Annotated in this window: 19 protein-coding genes; 7 read left to right on the forward strand and 12 right to left on the reverse strand. The window is 54.2% G+C overall.

What is annotated here, in order from left to right; translation table 11 throughout:
- Nucleotides 1-18: 18 nt before the first annotated feature.
- Entirely contained in the window at nucleotides 19-903 is an 885-nt protein-coding gene (locus tag QW71_RS25205; protein ID WP_039305576.1) for an AraC family transcriptional regulator, read from the forward strand.
- Nucleotides 904-915: 12 nt separating this feature from the next.
- Here the strand turns inward: QW71_RS25205 and QW71_RS25210 are convergent, their stop codons facing one another.
- The 5 genes from QW71_RS25210 to QW71_RS25230 all read right to left on the reverse strand — a co-directional run bounded on the left by QW71_RS25210 (nucleotide 916) and on the right by QW71_RS25230 (nucleotide 5530).
- Complete coding sequence (locus QW71_RS25210; protein ID WP_039305579.1) at nucleotides 916-1140, reverse strand: hypothetical protein; 225 nt, start codon at nucleotides 1138-1140, stop codon at nucleotides 916-918.
- A 34-nt stretch (nucleotides 1141-1174) separates the two neighbouring features.
- The gene (locus tag QW71_RS25215) at nucleotides 1175-2773 is read right to left on the reverse strand and encodes a hypothetical protein (protein WP_039305581.1); all 1599 of its coding nucleotides are present in this window, start codon (nucleotides 2771-2773) and stop codon (nucleotides 1175-1177) included.
- Nucleotides 2770-3648, reverse strand: a complete 879-nt coding sequence (locus tag QW71_RS25220) for an ABC transporter ATP-binding protein (protein WP_039305584.1) — start codon at nucleotides 3646-3648, stop codon at nucleotides 2770-2772. Before QW71_RS25220 ends, QW71_RS25215 begins: the two co-directional genes overlap by 4 nt.
- A 72-nt stretch (nucleotides 3649-3720) precedes the next feature.
- Nucleotides 3721-4809, reverse strand: coding sequence for a sensor histidine kinase KdpD (locus tag QW71_RS25225; protein WP_039305587.1), 1089 nt, complete (start codon nucleotides 4807-4809; stop codon nucleotides 3721-3723).
- Nucleotides 4799-5530, reverse strand: a complete 732-nt coding sequence (locus QW71_RS25230; RefSeq protein ID WP_039305591.1) for a response regulator transcription factor — start codon at nucleotides 5528-5530, stop codon at nucleotides 4799-4801. Before QW71_RS25230 ends, QW71_RS25225 begins: the two co-directional genes overlap by 11 nt.
- A gap of 128 nt (nucleotides 5531-5658) precedes the next feature.
- On the opposite strand from QW71_RS25230, the gene QW71_RS25235 reads away from it, so the two are divergent.
- Together QW71_RS25235 and QW71_RS25240 are read left to right on the forward strand one after the other, a co-directional pair.
- On the forward strand, nucleotides 5659-6135 hold the full coding sequence (locus tag QW71_RS25235; RefSeq protein ID WP_039305594.1) for a DsrE/DsrF/DrsH-like family protein: 477 nt from the start codon (nucleotides 5659-5661) through the stop codon (nucleotides 6133-6135).
- 169 nt (nucleotides 6136-6304) lie between these two features.
- Nucleotides 6305-7816 (forward strand): aminotransferase class V-fold PLP-dependent enzyme, encoded by a 1512-nt coding sequence (locus tag QW71_RS25240; protein WP_039305597.1) that lies wholly within the window; start codon nucleotides 6305-6307, stop codon nucleotides 7814-7816.
- On the opposite strand, the gene QW71_RS25245 is transcribed toward QW71_RS25240, so the two are convergent.
- Nucleotides 7802-8437, reverse strand: coding sequence for a TVP38/TMEM64 family protein (locus tag QW71_RS25245; protein ID WP_039305599.1), 636 nt, complete (start codon nucleotides 8435-8437; stop codon nucleotides 7802-7804). The genes QW71_RS25240 and QW71_RS25245 overlap by 15 nt on opposite strands.
- Nucleotides 8438-8657: 220 nt before the next feature.
- Here QW71_RS25245 and QW71_RS25250 point away from each other — a divergent pair, with 220 nt between their 5' ends.
- The 4 genes from QW71_RS25250 (at nucleotide 8658) to QW71_RS25265 (ending at nucleotide 14402) form a co-directional block, all read left to right on the forward strand.
- Nucleotides 8658-11783 (forward strand): ATP-binding protein, encoded by a 3126-nt coding sequence (locus tag QW71_RS25250; RefSeq protein ID WP_039305602.1) that lies wholly within the window; start codon nucleotides 8658-8660, stop codon nucleotides 11781-11783.
- An 11-nt stretch (nucleotides 11784-11794) separates the two neighbouring features.
- Entirely contained in the window at nucleotides 11795-12889 is a 1095-nt protein-coding gene (locus QW71_RS38235; protein ID WP_052770201.1) for a response regulator, read from the forward strand.
- A gap of 231 nt (nucleotides 12890-13120) precedes the next feature.
- Nucleotides 13121-13795, forward strand: a complete 675-nt coding sequence (locus QW71_RS25260; RefSeq protein WP_039305603.1) for a hypothetical protein — start codon at nucleotides 13121-13123, stop codon at nucleotides 13793-13795.
- Nucleotides 13796-13904: 109 nt separating this feature from the next.
- On the forward strand, nucleotides 13905-14402 hold the full coding sequence (locus tag QW71_RS25265; RefSeq protein ID WP_039305605.1) for a GNAT family N-acetyltransferase: 498 nt from the start codon (nucleotides 13905-13907) through the stop codon (nucleotides 14400-14402).
- A gap of 54 nt (nucleotides 14403-14456) precedes the next feature.
- On the opposite strand, the gene QW71_RS25270 is transcribed toward QW71_RS25265, so the two are convergent.
- The 6 genes from QW71_RS25270 to preA all read right to left on the reverse strand — a co-directional run bounded on the left by QW71_RS25270 (nucleotide 14457) and on the right by preA (nucleotide 20039).
- Complete coding sequence (locus tag QW71_RS25270; protein WP_039305607.1) at nucleotides 14457-15314, reverse strand: MetQ/NlpA family ABC transporter substrate-binding protein; 858 nt, start codon at nucleotides 15312-15314, stop codon at nucleotides 14457-14459.
- A gap of 55 nt (nucleotides 15315-15369) precedes the next feature.
- On the reverse strand, nucleotides 15370-16038 hold the full coding sequence (locus QW71_RS25275; protein WP_039305609.1) for a methionine ABC transporter permease: 669 nt from the start codon (nucleotides 16036-16038) through the stop codon (nucleotides 15370-15372).
- Entirely contained in the window at nucleotides 16035-16817 is a 783-nt protein-coding gene (locus tag QW71_RS25280) for a methionine ABC transporter ATP-binding protein (protein WP_039305611.1), read from the reverse strand. Before QW71_RS25280 ends, QW71_RS25275 begins: the two co-directional genes overlap by 4 nt.
- A 262-nt stretch (nucleotides 16818-17079) precedes the next feature.
- Nucleotides 17080-17319: a hypothetical protein gene (locus QW71_RS25285; RefSeq protein ID WP_039305614.1), complete on the reverse strand. Its 240-nt coding sequence runs from the start codon at nucleotides 17317-17319 to the stop codon at nucleotides 17080-17082.
- Nucleotide 17320: 1 nt separating this feature from the next.
- On the reverse strand, nucleotides 17321-18748 hold the full coding sequence (gene hydA / locus QW71_RS25290; RefSeq protein WP_039305617.1) for a dihydropyrimidinase: 1428 nt from the start codon (nucleotides 18746-18748) through the stop codon (nucleotides 17321-17323).
- A 1-nt stretch (nucleotide 18749) separates the two neighbouring features.
- The gene (gene preA, locus QW71_RS25295; protein WP_039305619.1) at nucleotides 18750-20039 is read right to left on the reverse strand and encodes an NAD-dependent dihydropyrimidine dehydrogenase subunit PreA; all 1290 of its coding nucleotides are present in this window, start codon (nucleotides 20037-20039) and stop codon (nucleotides 18750-18752) included.
- Between the last annotated feature and the right edge of the window lie 22 nt (nucleotides 20040-20061).

Consider the following 20061-nt stretch of genomic DNA (forward strand, 5'->3'; position numbering starts at 1 on the left):
TTTTTAGGAGGAGTTGCTGTGAGCAGTACAAAAGCATTGGGCATCTACGGCTTCCGCTTCAGTGAGCCGGACAGGCTGCCGCTGCTGAATCTCTTTGCAGCCGGGCATTCGGTTGAGCTGAGCCCGGATTATCACTGGAACGGCCTGGAGCGCAGTGATGGTCCGCTGCTGCTCTTCCAGTACACCGTTTCGGGAAGCGGGATCTATGAGCTTGACGGGGAGAGCTTCAACATCGGCCCCGGACAGGCCTTCATGGCTGAGATTCCCGGCAGCCACCGGTATTATTATCCCGGCGGTACGGAGCCGTGGGAGTTCTATTTCCTGCTCTTCCGGCCGGAGCCGCTGCTGCCGCTCTGGAATGATATCAAGTCCAGAATCGGGGCAACCCCGGCCCTGGATTCCGGAAGCCCGCCGGTCCGCATGCTGCGCGATATCGTCCGTGAAGCCCACGCCGGACGGATTACCGATCCCTACTCGGCTTCCTCGCTGCTTCATCAATTCATGATGGAGCTCGGCAGACACACCTCCGGCGGTCCGCACGACGCGGCTGGATGGCCGCCGGCCATCCGGGAATGCGTCCGGTTCATCGAAGCGAATTACAGCTCCATGATCGGCCAGGAGCAGCTCGCCGGGAAGCTGGGCCTCTCGAAATTCCATCTGCTGCGGACCTTCAGCAAGGCAGTGGGTGTTACCCCCAATGACTATTTGAACCGGGTCCGCATTGAGCATGCCGTGGAGCTGCTGAGAACAACAGACTGCAGCATCGAAGCCATTGCGGGTCAGGTCGGCTATTCCTCTGGCAGTTACTTCATTAAGGTATTCCATAAGCTTACCGGGCAGACACCGGGTGCCTTCCGTTCAGGGAACGGCAGCCTGAATTACAGCCGTCTGTTCTTCAGCTGACACTTGAAGGTGTTACCTTTTCCGTGCCCCGTAAAGGATCAAACCGAGCAGGATCAGCAGGACTGGAAAGCCGGTGAGCAGCAGAAGAGAAGAGGCCATTCCCTCGTATGAGGTTGTGCCGACTACAATCGGAATCTCAAACACTCCAGATTGGGTAAGTATGAACATTACCAGACCGATACCTAGTCCGATTAACGCCATTCTGGTCATGTGTCTGGAAAATGATGTTGATTTCATGTGGATTTCCTCCATTTTTCGTGATTAATAGTGATTAATCTTGGTCCAGCCGTCTTCTTGACAGGTAAGCAGCCGTTAACAAGCCCATGCTGATTAATAGATAGACCATATTCGTAATGAGCAGATTCTCTGCAGAAGTCTCTGAAGTCCTTGTGCCCAGGAAATCAAGATAAGGCATTCTGCTGAACGGACCGAGGTACCAGATGATCAGGTATACCAGCTCAAAGGTACGGCCTGTCCCGGTCAACACCCCGCATGCGAGGGCCAGACTGGGAATCAGAAATACCGCTGCAGTCCAATAGAGGAGATGTTTACAATCTCCCTCGAGGAGCATTCGCAGGAGCAGACCTCCTCCCGTGATGCAGGTAAGCATAACTCCTGAAATCCACATCGCGGATAACTGACGGGTAGCGTAACGCGGGCTCGAAGCTACAAGGTATTGCGTCCCGCAGCGTGTGTCCCGGCTCCCCAGTCCGGACCAGAGCCTCAGCGGCCAGATCCAGACGGCAGGCCAGATCTTCCACTCGGCTGAGACGGAAATCGGAACCGCGAGTCCCAGGATGAACAGCACGGAGGCAATGACAAGCCAGCGTAGTGTAGCGGCGTCCTTCATCATTAAGCGCCATTCTGCATGGATTAAGGTCAGGAAGGCATCCCTGATGACTACAGGCGGCAGCATGGATACATGCACCCCGGAAACGGGGTGCCCAATTTCCTTTTGCAAATCAAACACTGTGTTATCCGCATCCGCGAGCCCCGTTCCAGCCCTCTTAGGCTTTCTTATAGCGTAACCTGTCTCCCTGAATCCATGAAACAGCATAGACGCTGCAGCAATCAGCACAAAGGCTGCTAGCCCAATCGACAGTTGCTGCGACAGCAGCGGCCACGTCCAGTCCACACCTTGCCATTCGAACAGACGGAGCGGCTTCTCCGGAAAGAGAATTCCCATCCCATAGGAGCCGGAGGATTGCGGACTGATCGCCATCAGGTCCTTCTGCATCGCTGAAATAATGAGATCCGGCCCGAATGGCATAACACCCGATCCAGCAGTAAAGAGCAGATATAAAACGAAGTAGAGAACATTACCCAGCGTCCCCTTAAGGATACGGGTTGTCTCGAACCCTACAGCCAGAGCAGCCACAACAGACATGAAAGGCAGCGTCAGGAACAGAAATGGAGATACAAGCGGCCACCATTCAATCACCCGTTCCTCTCCCCGGACCCATTGCATAATTAGCGAGGCTGCCATGACAGCTACGGTGATAGCGGACAGAACGGCGAAGTTACTGATCCATTTGCCGAGCAAATAGTATAGCTTCTTCACAGAGGAGGAAGCGATAATCTGTCCGACTCCGGTGGTCTCATCCCGTTCAATGCTGTTCTTAACCAAATAGAAACCCAGCAGGGACAGCAGCAGTGTGGTGGAGATGGCTACGGAGCCGCCGATCCAGGCTGAATTATAAATCCCCCGGTACCCGTCCAGATCCAGAGTGACATAAGCAGCCTCTGCCGGAGGGACAAAGAAGTAAGCCGCCAGCAGGGTTAGGCCGAGGATGACCAGAAATGCGTATTGTCTGATCCTTTCGAGAAAATCCGCCCGCGCAATATAGGAAATAGTCCTGATGATCCTCACTTTACATCCTCCTCCTGTATGGCTCTGGCATACAGGTAGGCCTCTTCAAGACTTGGAGCTGCTTCCACCGCCTGCGGAAGCGGCCGTGCCTCCGAGACCATGCGCACCAGCATCCCGTTCTCCTGCCGGATCGTACCGCTGATCAGCCAGCCGTTACGTCCTACCTGATATTCTTCATCCGGGATGAGGACGGACCATACCTTCCCTTGCACCTTGCCTAAAAGTACAGCCGGATCAGAATAGGCCATAAGCTGCCCACGGGATAGGATGGCAATCTGACCGGCAACAGCTTCGACATCGGAAATTACATGGGTTGAAAGAATTATAATCCGCCCCCCGGACAAGTCTGTGAGCAGGCTGCGAAACCGCATCCGCTCTTCCGGGTCCAGACCTGAGGTCGGTTCGTCGATAATCAGCAGGCTTGGATCATTCAGCAGCGCCTGGGCAATGCCGATCCGCTGGCGCATCCCTCCGGAGAAGCTGCCTATTGGGCGCTTCAAGGTATGCTGGAGATTCAGCAGCTCCAGAATATCCATAATCCGCCTTCTCATCAGACGGCCGCCCAGACCTTTCAATGCGGCTGCGTATTCCAGGAACTCCAGCGGATTCAGATGGGGATATACGCCAAAGTCTTGGGGCAAATATCCCAAGACCCGGCGAAGTTCATCTGGCTTCTTCTGAATATCTACCCCGTTCCAAATGACCTTCCCGGCTGTTGGTTGTGAGACGGTCGCCAGAATCCTCATCAGTGTTGATTTGCCCGCCCCGTTAGGCCCCAGCAAACCTATAATTCCCGGCCTGAGCTGAAGGCTAATCTCCCGCAGTGCCCAGACCCCTTTCTTGTACTGCTTGCTAACCTGTTCTATCTCCAGCATACTCATTCCCCCTGTTGCTCTTAGTGTAGGGTTCCAAAGTAAAATCGGAGTAAACGGCAGACAAACATCAGCCTAATTATGCAGCGGCAGCGTTACGCAGACCGAAGTTCCTTCGTTAAGACGGCTTGTCACGCTGATGTCTCCTGCGTGTGCCAGCACCAGCTGACGCGCAATCGCCATGCCTAGTCCGGTTCCTTCCGACAGGATATCAGTGGAGGTACCGCGGTAATATTTATCGAACAAACGGCTGACGTTCTCCTCGCTCATCCCTGCTCCATCATCTGCGATAACAATCTCCAGCCGGACACCCTGCCGGATAAGAATCTTAATACGGGTATCCGGAGGATTATGAAGAACGGCATTAAGGATTAAGTTATGCAGCGCCCGCCCAAGAAGCCGCGGGTCCAGCTCCGCTTCAATATGGGGCTCTGCGGTTTCGAGGGTCAGGTTAAACCGGGCAGCACGGGGATCATTAGTCACATCTGCCACAATCCGCCGTACGAATTCAACCAAATCCGTCCGTTCCCGCTGCAGGGGAGTCTGCTGCTCCTCCAGCCGGAAGGATAAATTCAAATCACCGATAAGCTCCTGCATGTGATTGGCCTTTTGTTCAATTTCCGTCAGAAATTTAATGGTTTCTTCCTTCGTCCAATCATATTGGGGAGACAGCATCATTGAAGAATAACCTTTAATATAAGTAAGCGGGGTCTTGAGGTCATGGGAGATCCCGGCGACCCACTCCTTCCTCATCTCGTCCAGACGTCTCCTCTCTTGCCTGCTGTCCTCCAGTATGCCAGATAATGTCTGCAGCTGGACAATCAGCTCTTTGAACAACCGGTACGGCCGCTTCAGCTTCTCCGATCTCCGGGAATAGATTCTCCGGTCACCTGCCGGATCGGCATATACTCCACCTGCCAGAAGGTCAATTCTACGGATAATGTAATACAGCGACTTCCCTAATGACCAGCCGGCAACGATCATGAAGCAGAACAGGATGGCAGGCAAGCTGATCAATACCGCGAGATCCTGCTCTGGCCCCTCGTCCGGCAGAATCTGCTCCGTTAGAAGGACTAGAACGCCACTTATAACCAGAGCAAGCAGAGGCAGACTCAGCATGAGATATAAGACAAGACGAAGACTCTGGCGCAGATTAATCTTCATGAATAGCCGCCGCCTTCCTGGCGGGAACGAATTTGTAGCCGATGCCGCGTAAATTCACTATGTATTTGGGATCTGCCGGATCTTCTCCAAGTCTTTTTCTAAGTCTGGAAATATGAATCACCACGGTCTTCTCATCTCCTGTCAGCGCCCGTCCCCAGACCTGTTCATATAACTGAAGCGCGGTGAACACCTGATTTGGATGCTCGCACAGAAAAACCAGCAGTTCGTATTCCTTCGCCGGACAAGGGGTATCCACTCCATGTACGGTCAGCACAGCAGCGCTTTTATCCACAGCAAACACACCGAAATCCATAACCTGAGCTGCCGGCGGCGCCGCCGGAGCACCGTACTGATTCTTCCGGCGCAACTGCGCCCGGATTCTCGCCACAACCTCCATGGGGTTGAACGGCTTCGTAATGTAGTCATCCCCTCCGATGCCAAGGCCCATTAATTTATCATAATCGCCCGAGCGTGCAGTCAGGAATAACACCGGAACCGTTGTATACCTGCGGATCTGCTGACACAGCCCGAATCCGTCTGTATCCGGGAGCATCACATCCAGCACAATGAGATCGAAGGAAGCGTCTTCGACCAGCGCCATAGCTTCCTGCCCAGAAGCTGCCGTTGAAATATGCCGGAATCCCTCTTTATGGAGCAGCAGTTCAAGCATCGTTAGAATCCCTTTTTCGTCGTCTACCAGCAAAATATGTTCATCCTGCAACCTCATCCCTGCCTTTATCCAAAATATTGAAAATCCTTGCCTGTATGCTGTATTCGCCGGGCAGGCATACTTTACCTCCGTACAACCATACTAATGACATTCTATGGATACTAATGGAGGGTTAACGAATGGGTAAAAAATTAAATCTGCTGATGTTCAGCGGAGAATATGACAAAGCCATGGCGGGGCTGATTCTGGCGAATGCCGCAAGGGATATTGAGGTGGAGGTTACGATGTTCTTCTCATTCTGGGGGCTATTCCTCATCCGGGACCCGGAGACAATGACGCTGGAGGACAAGAGTATCTACGAGAAGCTGATGGATGTTATCACGCCCAAAGGGCCGGAGCAGCTGCCGCTCTCGCGGATGAACTTCAGCGGTCTCGGCAAGCTGATGCTGGAGGAGATGATTGAGGACAATAACGCGCCGAAGCTGATTCATTTCCTGAAAGGGGCGCGCAAAAAGAACATCAAGTTCTATGCCTGCAAGCTCTCGGTGGAAATTATGGGCTTCAAGCCGGAGGAGCTGCTGCCTGAAGTGGAGATTATCGACGCTGCGGCATACCTGAAGGACGCACTGGAGAGCGATATTCAGCTTTTCATCTAAGCAGCATTAGATCCGGCATGGGCTTTAACCTAATTCCAGGCGCGGGCATATACTGAGGGCAAGCGGAAACGGATTTGCCGTCCTTATATCAGGGCGGTACCGCCATCCCTCCCAGGACGGTCCCCTTCCGTATCCGCGACAACAGATTCATTGTCTGGAGGGATTATCCGTGCTGAGTATCCGCCACGCCGTTGCAGCAGAGGCGCCGTCATCATTGCAGGAGCATTTCGCGGCTTTTCGCGAGCATACAATAGGAAACCGTCATATGATTACTACCCCGTACGGCCGCCAGCCGCTGCTGTATGCCGACTGGACGGCCAGCGGGCGGCTGTACGAGCCGATCGAGCGCAGAATGCAGGAGAGCTTCGGCCCCTATGTCAGCAATCCGCATACCGATTCCAATACCACAGGGCTAACGATGACCCTGGCTTATAATGAAGCCCGGCAGATCATCCGGCAGCATGTGAATGCCGGTCCCGGAGATGCGCTGCTCTTCTGCGGCAACGGCACTACCGGAGCGGTGAACAAGCTGCAGCGGATCATGGGCCTTAAGCTGCCGGAATGGCTGCAGCAGAACTACGTCTGCCCGCCGGAGGAACGCCCGGTTATCTTCGTGAGTCATATGGAGCATCATTCCAATCTGCTGCCCTGGCAGGAGGGCATCGGCGATGTGGTCACCGTTCCATCCGGGCCGGGCGGACAGGTTGACCTTAAGCAGTTAGAGGAGCTCCTGCTGCGCTACCGGAACCGCCGCTTCAAAATCGGCTCCTTCACCGCCTGCTCCAATGTCACCGGCATCCAGACACCCTACCATCAGCTGGCCGCCGTCATGCACCGGCATGACGGGGTTTGCTTTGTCGATTTTGCCGCGAGCGCACCTTACGAACGGATCGACATGCATCCCGTATCTCCGCAGGAGAAGCTGGATGCCATCTTCTTCTCTCCGCACAAATTCCTCGGCGGCCCCGGAACCGGCGGAGTGCTGCTGTTTGATGCCGCACTTAGCACCGGCAGCGTGCCGGATGAACCCGGCGGAGGCACCGTGGTATGGGTCAACCGCTGGGGCGGGCGGCGCTATATTGCTGACGTGGAGGTGCGCGAGGACGGAGGCACCCCCGGTTCCCTGCAGGCTATCCGCACAGCGCTGTGCATCAGACTGAAGGATCAGATGAACGGCCCCAGACAATATATGGTGGTCCGGGAGCAGGAGCTATGCCGGAAGCTGCTCGCGGAGCTTGCGCAGATTCCAGGCTGCTCCGTACTGGCAGGCGCGCAGACTGAGCGCCACGGGATTATCTCCTTCACGCTGAAGGAGATTCACTACAACCTCGCCGTCCGCCTGCTGAATGACCGCTTCGGCATTCAAGCGCGCGGAGGCTGCTCCTGCGCCGGGCCTTACGGCCATCAGCTGCTCGGGCTGGACCCTGCGGATTCGCAGGCGTTCATCCAGGCGATACACGCCGGCGACCAGTCACTGAAGCCGGGCTGGGTCCGCCTGTCCCTGCACCCGGTCATGACTGACCGGGAGGTGGAGCATATGGCCTTCGCCGTCCGTTCCATCGTCAGCCGCATCGGCGAATGGAGCAGCGATTACCGCTATAATGCTGCCACCAACAGCTGGCTTCACACTGGGGATACAGGGGAGCCTGGCGGCGAGATCCGCGAATTATTCTCCCTGTAGCGGTTTGCTGCTTGATTCCCGTTCCCGGGCCAGCCGGGCGAATCTGGACTCAATCGCCTTAACCCCCCACAGCGACACTCCGATAAACAGCAGCACGTAGACTATCTCTCCCGGATGACGGATGAACCGGTCCACATCATTGCCGATGTAGGAGACCGCGAATACCATAATGGCTTTGCCGGCGCACAGGGCAATCAGATAGGAGCGAAGACGCATGGCGGCAAGCCCGGCAGCCATATTTATGACTACGAATGGCCCTACCGGAAACAGACTGAGCAGAAAAACATAGCTGAACCCGCTCTGGCGGACCCAGGTCATGCTTTTGGCGACCTTGGGCCGCTCGGCCCATTTGCGCAGGTAGCGGTGGCTGCCGATTTTACGGATAATCAGGAAGGTAGTTACACAGCCGGCTACAAGACCGATCCAGGAATACAGGAATCCGAGCCATAACCCGTATACCGCCCCGTTAAGCCCTACAATCGCAATGGTCGGCAGCGGCGGCACGAATGATTTCATGAAGGTAAGTCCAACTCCGGGCAGCGGCCCGAGCGAGCGGTACTGCTCCAGCAGAGTCCGCAGCCGCTCCTCGGTCAGCCATGACATTATATCTAAAAAGAACATTTCCTCAGCTCTCCTCATTACATTCTGGAATAGTTGCCGTTATACATAACATTGAGTTTCAATTATACAATACTTCTATCCGCCTGACGCTAAAACGTCAACTGACTAGACAAGCATAAGCTGCCGGAGATATGATGAAATCAACTAGTAACAGAGTCGGCGTGAACCTGGATATACTCTTATCTTGTCGAAACAACAGCCAGCCCGAAGTGAGGTCTTCATGAAACCATTTGATTATAGTCTGCTGGCCAAAAGAGCGCTCGCCCTGCTGTGCATCTGCCTGCTCGCCGCATCCGCACTGGTGCCGCTCCTGGGCGCCTCTTCTTCCAAATGCTCCAGCCGGCAGAACGGTTATATAGATTTGTCCGCATGTACCTTCGATGATTCCTCTGTCTTCCCGCTGGACGGTGAATGGGAGTTCTATTGGCAACAGCTCCTGGACCCGCAAGACACACTCTCCGGTACCGCGAGGGCTCCGGCTTATATGGCTGTACCCGGAGCCTGGGGTCCGGGCACTGAGACTACCGGGTTCTCCCGTTACGGATATGCCACCTACCGCCTGCTGCTCCAGCTTCCGCCGGAGGTTCCTGCCTTTGCCCTTAAGGTGAACAATATCCGTAATGCCAGCCAAGTATTCGTGAATGGCGAGCTGCTGGGAGAGAGTGGACTGCCGGGGGTATCCCTTCAGAGCACGGAACCGCGCAACAACCCGTATTCCTTTACTTTCAGCGCCAAGGATAATCAGGCTGAAATCCTTATTCATACCTCCAACTTCACCTATGCGAACGGCGGCATTGCCGAATCCATCCGGATCGGCACACCTTCATCCATAGGGGCCATAGACCAGCGGAACAGTACCTACGATATTTTGCTGGTGGCCGGCTTTGCTTTTATCAGCTTCTACTTTCTGGGACAGGGATTCCAGCGCAAAGAGGACAACTCTTCACTCCAGCTGGCTATGTATTGCTTCACCATCGCTCTTTATATGCTGACGCACAGCGAGAAGCTGTTGTTCCAATACCTTCCTTCCATTTCCTATGAAGCTTTCAGCAAATTACAGGTCATGTCCGGCGTAATCGGGTTCTACTTCGTATCCAGCTATACTTATTCCCTGTTTCCCGCACTCTATTCCCGGCTCTTCCGGCGGATCACCTTCGTATATTCGCTCGGCTTCTGCATTATTGTACTGATGAGTACGATCCTTATTTACTCACGGATCGCAAGTATACTGCTGGTCTTCAGCTTCATTTCGGTCTGCTATACCTTCTATGTTATGGCCAAGGCAACCTGGCGGCGTGAGATCGGCTCCTATTATTTGCTGATCGGTGTGATTGCCGCGATTATGTTCACCTTCTCCCTGGCGGGCAATCTGTTCCTGGGCACGGGATTCTATGCCATTCCGCCGGTATCCGGCCCGATCTTCATCCTTGCCGAGGGCCTCTTCCTGTCTGCACGCCATGCGCATGCCTATCAGACGATCAAGCAGCTCTCCCTTCAGCTCGAACGCAAGGACCGGGACAAGGATGAGTTCCTGCTCAAGACTTCGACCCAGCTGCGTACACCGCTGAATGCTATCATCAACATCTCACTGTCTATGTATGAGGGCGCCGGCGGGCCGCTTACCCCTTCACAGCGTGAGGATATGCGGCTGATCCTCGGAACCGGAAGACGGCTGGCCTTCCTGGTCAGGGATATCCTTGATTATGAACAGATCAAGCGGCAGCGCATCACCCTGCACTGGGGTGCTGTGGATATTCAAGGCGTTGCCGAAATTGTAATTGAAGTCTTCCAGTTTCTGAATAAGAACGGCGAGATCCGCATCAAGAACCGCATTCCGCCGGGTGCGTTCCTGGTCCAGGCTGATGAGCAGCGGCTAATGCAGATCCTCTACAACCTGATGGACAATGCGCTGAAATTCACCGATCGCGGCAGCGTGATTATTGAGGCCGTTCAGCTGGATGATTCCATATCGGTTACGGTCACCGATACCGGCCGGGGCATTCCCCAGGAACAGCTGGAGAGCATCTTCCGTGATTATGAGCAGGTTAACGAAGCCGACTCGCTGGAGACTGGCGGACTGGGTCTGGGCCTGGCCATTACCCGTAAGCTTGTGGAACTGCATGGGGGAAGGATCACCGTGTCCTCCACGCTTGGCCGCGGAAGCAGCTTCACCTTCACACTCCCCGCCAGACAGGCTGACGCTGCCGTTACGGAGGAGCCGGAAGACCGCCAGCTGCTGCTTATGCCGGTGCAGGCCCCTCCGGAAGCTGTGGATGAAGAATGGAAGTACAGAACCGCTCCAGTAACGCACTCCACCGGACAGGCAGGCCCCTATGCTCCCCGCATTCTGATTGTGGATGACGATTATGCCAATCTGAAGGCGCTGACCAACCTGCTGTCGCTGGAGAATTATACGATCTCCAGTATGGGCAGCGGCAAGGACGCACTGGCCCTGCTTGCAGAGGACCGTGATTTCGACCTCTGCATCATCGATGTCATGATGCCGGGCATGTCGGGCCTTGAGCTGTGCAGGAGGATCCGCCAGACTTACACGCCTCTGGATCTGCCGATCCTGATGGCCACAGCCGGACAGCAGCTTCACTTCAATGAGGCGGCCTTCCGCGCCGGAGCTAACGACTTCATCCATAAGCCTTATGCCTGGAGCGATCTCAAGGGGCGCGTCAATACCCTGGTGCAGCTGAGACGATCGGTATCCGACCGGCTAAGTTCGGAGATCGCTATGCTGCGCGCGCAGATCAAACCGCATTTTCTCTACAATGCCATTAATACGATCATCTGGATGAGCACACGCGACAATGAGAAAACCCGGCATTTGCTGTACGATTTGAGCCATTTTCTGCGCGGCAGCTTTGATTTCAGCAATCAGGAAACGGCGATTCCGTTTGAAAAGGAGCTTGAACTGATTGAGGCTTATCTGTCACTGGAGCAGGCCCGTTTCGGGAAACGGCTTAATGCCCAATATAATATTGAAGTCAGTGAATTTTCATTGCCGCCGCTGATTGTGCAGCCGATCGTGGAGAATGCCGTCCGCCACGGACTGATGGAGAAGATAGATGGGGGAACCGTAATCCTCTCCACCAGACAGGAAGGCAATGCCATCCTCATTACCGTCACCGATAACGGTAAGGGAATGAGCGATGAGCAGCTCTCTTCCTGGATGAACGAGGGCTACCGTTCTCCACATGGAGAAGGCACCGGAATCGGCCTGCGGAATATCAACCGCCGGCTGCTGACACAGTTCGGCTATCCGCTTGTCATTACACGCGGGAGCAACGGGGGTATCGAGGTACTTATAACAATCCCATGGAAGGATGAGATCTCCTGAGTATATCTGTAATGGTTATTGATGACGAATGGCCGGCGCTGGAGCAGATGCGCGAGCTGCTGCTTCAGTGTGACGGCATTTCCTCTGTTCTTGTGTATGATAATCCGCGTGAAGCTTTTACGGCTGCTGTAGAACGTAAGCCCGACATTCTATTTCTGGACATTCAGATGCCTGAGCTGTCCGGCTTGGCTTTTGCCGAGAAGCTGCTGCCCTTCTCACCGGATACGGATATCGTATTCGTGACAGCGTACCGGAATTATGCTGTTGAAGCCTTTGAACTGTCGGCGGTGGATTATCTGCTGAAGCCCGTAGACCCCTCACGCCTGCTCAAGACGTGGAACAAGATACTCTCCAAGCGTATGCTGCCCGCCGCCACCGGGACAACAAGTGCGGAAACGGCCTTCCGCCTTCTTGGCGGTTATGAGCTGACCGGTCCGCAGGGCGCCGTGAAATGGAGCACTCATAAGGCGGAGGAGTTATTCGCCTATCTATGGATTCACAGACAGGGCAGCGTAAGTGTAATTCTGAATGATGTGTTTCCGCAATGGAACTATGAGAAGGGCAAGCAATATCTGCACACCACTGTCTATCAGATCCGCAAAACCTTAAAGAAGGCTGCGCTGGAGGACAGTATTGAGCTGACCTTCGACAGGGAAAACTACCGGCTGGAATCCAGGGGGATCGAAGGCGATACCGAAAGATTCATGGTGGCAGCCACACTCGCACTGCAGAACAATCAGCTGGAGGAGATGCGTGATGCTGCCGCCCAGTACAAAGGGGATCTGCTGCAATCGCTGGACAGCCTCTGGGTGTATTCCTCCCGCGACAAATACCGCCGGATCTATCTTAAGCTGCTGGAGCAGCTTGCCCTGGAGCTGATACAGTCCGGACGTCATTATGAAGCTGAAGATTACGCCGTACGCCTGGCCGAGCTGGAGCCGCTGGATGAGAGTTATGCCCTGCAATTGATCTCCATTTATTATGAAATCGGCAAGCCTCTGAGGGCGCAGCGAAAATTCACCCAATTCAAGGACTCCTACAAAGCCGAGACGGGTGATGACCTGCCGGAATGGTTTATGGAGGTCTATCAGCGCCTGGGTAAATAAGTGCTGAAGCATGTTCATAGATTAAAACACACTAAAAAAGCAGCTCCGGCTTCCTTCCTCCTGCCCGGGCTGCTTTTTAGCGCAAATATGTATATTTTGTGCTCACCGTTTCGATATTTTATGTCATAGTTCGACGTTTATCAGCGTTTTATCAGTGACAATTGTTACCATTGTTCTTACACAGGTTGATTCAGGCACAGGATGCATGATTAGAGCTACGGAGGTTGAAGAATGAATACATGGACCGGATTCAAAAAAGTTGTCAAAACTACCCGATTGCTGCCGCTTATGATGTCGATGATTCGTGAGGTTACTGTAGATAGTACGGCTCCTGCGATGTCCGTAGAAGTTACCACGGATAAAAGCTCCTATTTACCCGGTGATGAAGTAACCGCGCAAGTCCTTTTGCGGGATTTCGCTCCCAATGATCATGGCTACAGCTATTTCAACTTCATTGTGCAATATGACAGTCAGGTATTCGACAACGCTGAATACACGCAGCAGTCTGTCTATACGGATGCAAACTATACTCCCGGCGATGAAGTGAATAATATCTTTCAGTTCAATTTCCAGAACCCGGTTGACGGAAGCATCTATCTCGGAATGAACACCACTATGCGCGGAATCGATATTCAGGTCGAAGCGGCCAATAAACTAAGCTGCATTCCGGCTGTAGACCAGACGCTGGTAACCTTCAAGCTGCGGGTCAGAGAACAGACACTTGCATCCTCCTCGACCATCAGCCTTGCTAATGAATTCACCAGAATCCGAACCTCCGAAGCAGGCAACAGCTTTTATCTATACTCGCCCGATGTTACCGAGATCACTCCCGCCCCTGTTGAAATTACCCGCTCCCCGTCCGTATCTGTCTTCTCATCCCCGGAGTCAACCAACCGTCTGGCGTAGCGGAGTCTCCCTCAAATCCAAATTCAGCTTCATATACACTGCAGATTGGCAGCCGTCTCTCCTTCCTGTACTATAGCTGTATACATACTCAGGAAGCAGGTGGATTGTTATGCTGCATTCAGAACTTATAAAGTTACGGGCAACAACCCTGGAAGATCTCGACTTTGTCCTGGATGCCGAAGGGGCTGAGCTAAACCGCCGGTTCATCGGCCAGTGGAGCAGGGATCAGCACACAGTAGCTTTGGATGACGGAGATATTATGCACCTGATTGTTCAAGACTCAGCCGGGGAACGGGCAGGGTACGTGATTCTTACGGGAATTCAGGACCGTAACCTCACGGTCTGTATCAAGCGGATTGTCATTCAGACCAAGGGCTGCGGCTATGGAACAATGACGCTGAGGCTGCTGACCAACTGGGTCTTCACCCGTACAGATACTCACCGGCTGTGGCTGGACGTCAAAGATTATAACGCCAGAGCACAGCATGTCTATGAAGGGGCCGGCTTTAAACTGGAAGGCACCTTGCGCGAGTGTGTACGCACTGAGGAAGGCTTCGAATCGCTGCAGGTCATGTCTATCCTGCGGCATGAATACAGACACGAATAATTACAGCAAAACAGCCGGTCAGCCCATGTTCAGAGCTATCCGGCTGTCTTTATTTTAGAATGCCGGAACTACCGCCACTCCATATTTGTCTTCAATAAACTTCTTGACTTCGGGACTGGTGAGAGCCGCATCCAGCTTCTTAATCTCGTCCCTGTCCTCATCCCCGCTGCGCACCACGATAATATTGGCATAAGGTGAATTGGCATCCTCACGGAACAGCGCCGCCTCAGGATCTATCCCCGATTCAAGCACGATATTCGTGTTGATGACCGCACCATCCAGATCAGGAAGGGCCCGCGGCAGCGTAGCGGCGTCGGCTTCTACGAACTCGAAGTTATGCGGATTGTCAGCGATATCCTTCGGTGTCGCCTCATACGTGGTCAATCCATCCTTCAGTTTAATCAATCCCTGCTGCTGCAGCAGGACAAGTGCCCGGTATTCATTGGAAGGGTTGTTCGGAATCCCGATCTTGGCCCCGTCCTTGAGTTCATCCTTCGACTTCAGCTTCCCGGAATAGAAGCCTATCGGCTCCACATGCACCTTGGCCGTCACAGCGAAGTCATAGCCCTTCTCTTCCTTAATCGAATCCAGATAAGGCACATGCTGAAAATAGTTTGCATCAATCTGCTTCTCCTGCAGCGCCGGATTCAGCTGTCCTTCATCGTCAAGTGTAACGATCTCCAGATTGATTCCCTCTTCCTTCAGCGTTGGTTTGATAAACTCCAGAATTTCGGCATGCGGCACGGCAGCCGCTCCCACCTTGAGTGTAATTTCTTTGCCTGCCTTGCCGTCCGAAGAACCTTCCGCCGCTGCTGCAGCCCCGTCATTCCCCTTGTCAGAACCGCAGCCTGCGAGCACCCCCGCCAGAACAATCGCCAATGCGACCAGTACACTGCTTGCTTGTTTCTTCACCCTAATCCCGCCTCTCGAACATATATATTTACAATCATTACTGCAGTACTTGAGCTTATCCGCTTTTACAGCGTTTCCTGTCAATCGATCGGGCAATATAATCACCGCTCCATTGCAGGATCTGGACGATCAGAATGATCAGCAGCACAGTACCCAGAAGAATGTCCGTACGGAAACGCTGGTATCCGAAACGGATAGCCAGGCTGCCCAGCCCTCCGGCACCAATGGCACCGGCAACTGCTGTAAACTCCGTGATGGAGATTACAGCAATCGTAACCCCGCGCACCAATGCAGGCAGCGCTTCGGGAACAATGACTTGTGTAATAATCGTTAGGGGATGGGCACCAACCGATTTGGCTGCTTCAATCTTTCCCGGCTCCACTTCCCGCAGTGCACTCTCGATAATTCTCCCCAGGAACGGAGCCGCCCCGATGGATAAGGATACAATCGCCGCTGTCGGCCCGAGGGAGGTTCCGACAATCAGCCGGGCCAGAGGCAGCAGCAGCACAATAAGAATAATGAACGGAATAGAGCGTACCCCGTTAATTGCTGTGCTGATCACCCTGTTCAACCGGGGTACGGGAAGCACTCCCCCTTTCTCAGTGACCACCAGAGTTATACCCAGCAGCGCCCCCAGAATAAGGGCAAAAACAGAGGACCAGGCCACCATATACAGCGTCTGCAGCAGGCCGTCCCACAGAAGCTCTACCATATCCTCTTTCATCGTAGAATGACCGCCTTTTCTGCTCCATTGGCATCCTTGTAATAGTTGAATATATTCACAAACTGCTTAGCCGTCTCGCTCTCCGGACGGTAGAACAGCTGCTCAACCGGTCCGTTCTCCACGATCCGCCCGCCTTCGATAACAGCGGCATTGACACAGATATGGCGCAATACATCCATTTCATGCGTGATCAGCACTATGGTCAGATTCAGCTTCCGGTTGATGTCCTGCAGCAGCTCAAGGATCGAATATGTCGTCTGCGGATCAAGTGCCGAGGTAGCCTCATCGGAGAGGAGCACATCAGGCTCGACGGCCAGCGCCCGGGCGATGCCCACCCTCTGCTTCTGGCCGCCGCTAAGCTGCGACGGGTATACATTAAGCTTATCGCTTAACCCGACGAGCTCCAGAATGTCATGCACGCGCTCACGGGTCTCCTGCTTGGAGAATCCTGCGACTCTAAGCGGAAAAGCGACATTTCCGTATACTGTCTTGGCCTCCAGCAGATTGAACTGCTGAAAGATCATCCCGATCCGGCGGCGGGCCAGCCGCAGCTCCTTGCCCTTCAGCTCCGTTATGTTCGTGCCTGCTACCTCGACGCTCCCGGAATCCGGCTGCTCCAGATGGTTGAGGCAGCGGATCAGGGTAGACTTGCCGGCACCGCTTGCACCGATGATACCGAAGATCTCTCCTTTCTTAATGCTCAGATTAATATCCTGCAGAGCGGATACCTTGCCGTCCCGGGTAGCGTAGCTCTTGTTCAACTCTTTAACAACAATCATCCTGCCCCTCCTCCCCTCATAACTCCGTCTGATAAGCTGCCCTCCTATTCGTCCCCGCTTAGCCATCAAAAAAAGACCAAGCCAACGCCACTCCGGGCGATTCAGGCTTGATCTCCAGTCTACTGGTCAATCAACAATTAATATTCCGATTAAATCCATGGGATTAATATAGACCAACCGTAAAAAACTGTCAATCATAATCTTCGTACCCATATAAAAAGCCGCGATCCTAAGATCGCAGCCCTCCATCCGTAATACTGATTTACGTATGGGTTTCAATCGGAGCCGCTGGCTTACTGCCGCCAAAGATCAGCGTCGTCACATGCTTGCGTGCATCTGCTGTAAGCAGCAGCAGCTCTACCGGTTCTCCGGCCGGCTCCCTGCGGATAAATTGGACCTTCGCGCCGTCCAGATCCTCGAAGATGCCGGTAACCGTATATCCCTGCAGCAGGAGGCTGTCAATCGCCTGCCGCTCTTGGTCGAACTCCTCGAATGCCGACATCTCAGATCACTCCTCCGCTGATTTCCGCCTGGGCCGGACGGGGCGCTTCAGCCTCGAAACGCTTGCGGTGCAAATATTTGCCCGCACCGGCTGTACCGACGAACGCCTTGTCGCGGATAACGAATTCTCCGCGGCTGAGCACAGACACCGGCTCGCCCTTAACCTGCATACCTTCAAAAGCATTATAATCCACATTCATATGATGAGTCTCAGCGGAGAGCGTTCTTTCTACAGCCGGATCGAAGATGACGATATCTGCGTCACTGCCTACAGCGATTGTGCCTTTTTGCGGGAACAGGCCGAACAGCTTGGCACTGGAGGTGGAGATAATATCCACGAACTTGTTAAGTGAAATGCGGCCCTTCTGCACACCTTCAGAGTAGAGTACGCTGAACCGGTCTTCGATGGTTGGCCCGCCGTTCGGAATCTTCGAGAAATCACCCAGTCCCAGATCCTTCTGTCCCTTGAAGTTAAAAGAGCACTGATCAGAACCTATCGTCTGCAGCGTACCGCTCCACAGCGCATCCCATAATACGTCCTGATTCCACTGCTCGCGCAGCGGAGGAGACCAGACATACTTCGCCCCCTCGAAGTCCGGCTTCTCAAGCGCTGACTGGTCCAGCACCAGATACTGCGGGCAGGTCTCACCGTAGACGCGTAGCCCTTTCTTGCGGGCTTCCGCGATCTTCCAGGCGGCTTCGGCGCAGGTCACATGCACTACATAGAGCTGCGAATCCGTCAGCCCGGTTAAATATGCAGCCCGGCCGGTGGCCTCGCCCTCCAGCTCGGGAGGCCGGGTCAGCGCGTGATAGATCGGATCGGTGTTGCCGGCAGCCAGCGCCTGGTCGACCAGATACTCGATCACATCGCCGTTCTCGGCATGCACCATAACGAGTGCGCCTTCACGCTTGGCCGCCTGCAGCGTCTTGTACAGCACGCCATCATCGGCCTGGAACGTGTTCTTATAAGCCATGAACACCTTCAGCGAAGTGATGCCTTCCTTCTCAATAATCTGCGGCAGCTCGCCAAGCACCTTGTCGTTAAGCTCCGAGACCATCAGGTGGAAGCTGTAGTCAATGACTGCCTTATCCTGCGACTTGTTATGCCAGGTATCTACCGCCTGCTGCAGCGGCTGGCCCTTGGTGGTCAGGCAGAAGTCGATAACCGTTGTGGTTCCGCCATAGGCAGCGGCCATCGTGCCGGTCTCGAAATCATCAGCAGTGACGGTACCGCCAAAAGGCATATCCAGATGCGTATGCGGGTCAATCCCCCCCGGAAATACGTAACAGCCGGAAGCGTCGACAATCTCGGCTCCCGGCGCTTCAAGGTTCAGGCCAATTCCGGTGATGATCCCATCTTCAATCAGGACATCCCCTGTATAAGTATCCGCTGCTGTGACGATAATGCCGTTCTTGATGATCTTCTTCATCTTAACCCACCTCCACTTCCGAATAAGAACCGTTTAATCCGCTAATGACCTGATTACGCTGAATCCAGGTCATCGGGGCCGCTCCGCTATCCAGTGCAACCATATCAATGGCACCTTCCGCCGGGCAGACAATCGAACACAGATTACAGCCTACACAGTCTTCCTCACGCACCTGCAGAATCGCCTTGCCTTCGGCATTCGTAAGCATGTCGATACATTGATGCGAAGCGTCCTCGCAGGCGATATGGCATTTATTGCAGTTGATGCAGTTATCTTCGTTAATCCGCGCAACCACTTTATAGTTGAGGTCGAGATCGCCCCAGTTGGAATACTTGGGCACCGACTTGCCGATCAGTTCCATGACGGAAGCCAGCCCTTTCTCATCCAGGTAATTATTCAGGCCGTCGATCATCTCCTCCACAATCCGGAAGCCATGATGCATAACCGCCGTACAGACCTGAATGCCGGTGGAGCCCATCAGCATGAACTCTACGACATCCTGCCAGGTGGAGATGCCGCCGATTCCGGAAATCGGAACACCAACGGCACGGTCACGGGCACATTCCGCCACCATGCTGAGGGCAATCGGCTTCACTGCCGGACCGCAGTAGCCGCCGTGCGCGCCCTGGCCGCCGACATTCGGGATCGTGTTCCAGCTGTGAATATCCACTCCGGCCAGGCTGTTGATCGTATTGATCAGGCTGATCGCATCCGCGCCGCCCTTGACGGCATGCCGGGCTACGACCGTAATGTCGGTGATATTCGGCGTCAGCTTCACAATGACCGGTGTTGTCGCCACTTCCTTGACCCAGGTGGTCTGCGCCTGCACCAGATCGGGCTGCTGGCCGGAGGCTGCGCCCATTCCGCGCTCGGCCATCCCGTGCGGACAGCCGAAGTTGAGCTCAAGGCCGTCTACGCCAACCGCTTCGACGCGCTTGACAATTTCATGCCATTTCTCCTGCTTGGGCTCAACCATCAGCGAAGCGATAATCGTATTGTTCGGGAATCTCTTCTTCGTCTCATAGATTTCCTTGAGGTTAACCTCAAGCGGACGGTCGGTAATGAGCTCGATATTGTTGAAGCCCGCTACGCGCTGCCCGTTAAAATGAACGGCAGCAAACCGCGAGGAGGTGTTAATGACCGGCTCGCCCAGCGTTTTCCACACCGCGCCGCCCCAGCCTGCTTCGAATGCACGCTGCACCTGATAACCTGTATTGGTAGGCGGCGCAGAGGCCAGCCAGAACGGATTCGGTGACTTGATTCCTGCAAAATCAATACTGAGATCTGCCATTGATATTCCCTCCCTGTCTTAT

Origin of the sequence: Paenibacillus sp. IHB B 3415 (assembly GCF_000802655.2) — a bacterium.
GTDB classification, from domain to species: domain Bacteria; phylum Bacillota; class Bacilli; order Paenibacillales; family Paenibacillaceae; genus Paenibacillus_AQ; species Paenibacillus_AQ phytohabitans.